At 60.9% G+C, this 2,292-nt stretch carries 3 protein-coding genes and 1 tRNA gene; 3 read left to right on the plus strand and 1 reads right to left on the minus strand.

Annotation, left to right across the window (positions count from 1 at the left end):
* On the minus strand, nt 1-386 hold a 386-nt coding region (locus Q0176_RS04900; protein WP_299299799.1), incomplete at its 3' end, for a signal peptidase II.
* Between the two features lie 158 nt (nt 387-544).
* Here Q0176_RS04900 and Q0176_RS04905 point away from each other — a divergent pair.
* The 3 genes from Q0176_RS04905 to Q0176_RS04915 all read left to right on the plus strand — a co-directional run bounded on the left by Q0176_RS04905 (nt 545) and on the right by Q0176_RS04915 (nt 2,214).
* A complete protein-coding gene (locus tag Q0176_RS04905) occupies nt 545-1,126 on the plus strand; it encodes an isochorismatase family protein (protein ID WP_299299801.1) in 582 nt (193 codons plus the stop codon).
* On the plus strand, nt 1,102-2,043 hold the full coding sequence (locus Q0176_RS04910; RefSeq protein ID WP_299299803.1) for an EamA family transporter: 942 nt from the start codon (nt 1,102-1,104) through the stop codon (nt 2,041-2,043). The genes Q0176_RS04905 and Q0176_RS04910 overlap by 25 nt, the downstream gene beginning before the upstream one ends.
* Nucleotides 2,044-2,138: 95 nt before the next feature.
* A tRNA-Val gene (locus tag Q0176_RS04915) sits at nt 2,139-2,214 on the plus strand.
* Nucleotides 2,215-2,292: the final 78 nt, after the last annotated feature.

Consider the following 2,292-nt stretch of genomic DNA (forward strand, 5'->3'; position numbering starts at 1 on the left):
GGGACCGATGGGATACGTTGCAGGGGGACGAGGAAGAAATCCGTCACGCTTCCCAGGAACAGGCGCTCGAGAGCGTTGCTCAGTCCGCCCGCCCAAAGCAGGGCCAATCCGCATCCCGCACGGCCTGTCCCCCCCCTCGAGGCCCAGGTCAGGCCCAACAGGACGGCCAGCCCCAACAGGCCGACGGCCCAGCCCAGGGTAGGGGTCAGCCCAAACGAAACGCCGGAGTTGAGGTGAAGCTCCAAGCGGAAGCCGAGGACGAGCGGGACGGTTTTCCCAGACAGGAGAAAACGCGCGGCTCCCTTGACGGCAAGGTCCGCGGACAAAGCCATGGTCATGAGACGGAGCGTTCCATATCCGCCCCCATCATGCCTCCCCCTTCGCATAGGCTGCCTCCCTCCTTCATGGCCTCATGCCTTGTTCGAGAGACTATTGTATACAGGCATTCGGGCCCCGGCAACATTCAAAGCGGCGGAATCGCGTATAATGCAGGAGGAAAAGGACCGTTCGGGCTCCTGCTTCATAAAAATAGGGAGGTTTCATCATGTCCGTCCCATCGCTTCTGATCGTGGATTGTCAGTACGATTTCATCGACGGTTCGCTGGCCTGCGAGGGCGCTCTCGAGGCCGTCGATTCTGCCGTCGCCTTCATCAATGCCCGGCCCGATGTGGCGACCCTCTATTCGGTGGACTGGCACAGCCCTGCAAACCGCAGTTTCCTGCCGAACGGAGGCATCTGGCCGCCGCACTGCATCGCGGGGGAACGGGGCTCCCGGCTCCATGGGAAGTTTCATACGGAGGTCCTCCGCGCGGAACAGCGGCCCGATCTCAGGACGACCTACCGTAAGGGCATGGACGACCTCGTCGAGGAGTACTCGGCCTTCGGCGCCCGGAACGACGCGGGGCGTACCGTCGGCCAGGACGTCGGGGCCGACGTGACCGTCTGCGGCATCGCCAGCGAGTATTGCGTTCGGGAAAGCGTTCTGGACCTGCTCGAGGCGGGACGGCACGTGACGGTTCTGGCCGACGCCCTGGGGTGGGTGGACCGGAAGAAACATGAGGAGAACCTGGAGGATCTGGAGAATAGGGGGGCCGTTCTGCGATGGATCGGCGCGAACCGGGTATGAGCAGGCGCGACATCCTTCTGCTTCTGGCGGTCGCCGTCGTCTGGGGCATCAACTTCGCGGTCATCAAGACCGGTCTGAGGTCGGTCCCCCCGCTTTTTCTGGTTTTCCTGAGGTATTTGTTCGTCATTTTCCCCCTGGTATTCTTTGTGAAGAGGCCCTCTGTGTCCTGGCGCGCCATGGCGGCTTACGGATTGAGCATCGGGGTAGGTCAGTTTTCCCTCCTGTTTTATTCGATCAGGATCGGCATGCCTGCGGGGCTGGCCTCGGTGGTCATGCAGTCCCAGGCAATCTTCACCCTGGTCCTGTCGGCGATGTTCATGAGGGAGAAGGTCGGGGGAACCCGGATTTCCGGGATGGGACTGGCCATCGTCGGACTCGGACTGATCGGCGGTTTCTTTGGAACAGAAGCGACGGCGGTTCCTCCCGCGGCCTTCCTGACTTCTCTTTTGGCCGCGTTCTTCTGGAGCTGCGCCAACATCATCGTCAAGAGGGCGTCGGACGAGAGCGCCCGGAACGGCAAACCCCTGAACATGATGGAGATGCTCGTCTGGTCCTCGATCTTCGTCCCTCTTCCCATGCTTTGCATCTCCCTCGTCGGCGACGGGCCGGACGCCATTCTTCAGTCGCTGACGCAGATCGACGCAACCGCCGTTTTTTCCGTCCTGTATCTCGTCATCCTGTCGACGCTCTTCGCGTATTACGTCTGGAACAGGATGATTGGGATCTATTCCGCCGGAAGGGTAGCCCCCTTCTCGCTGCTGGTGCCCGTCACAGGGCTGCTGAGCGCGATGCTGATCCATGGAGAGCGGGTGACATCCTCGCAATGGGCCGGGATAGCGGCCGTCCTTGCGGGGCTGGCCGTCTTTCAGTTCGGGGAGCGGCTGCCGGGAGCGTCCCGCTTCGGAAAAAACAGGTGAGGAACGCTCCGGAACCGAAGGGTCTTTTTTCATTCGGCGCCGCTACGGCCCCCTTGTGCTATCCGCCGCTTCTGTGTATAATACTCCCTCGTAAAGGGCGATTAGCTCAGCGGTAGTAGCGCTTCCTTCACACGGAAGAGGTCACTGGTTCGAACCCAGTATCGCCCACCACTGACAGCAAGGGTTCAGGAGATTTCCTCCTGAACCTTTTTACTTTGGTTACTCAACATTTACTCAAGATACGCTTAT

Origin of the sequence: uncultured Fretibacterium sp., from assembly GCF_938040765.1 — a bacterium.
Taxonomy (GTDB): domain Bacteria; phylum Synergistota; class Synergistia; order Synergistales; family Aminobacteriaceae; genus CAJPSE01.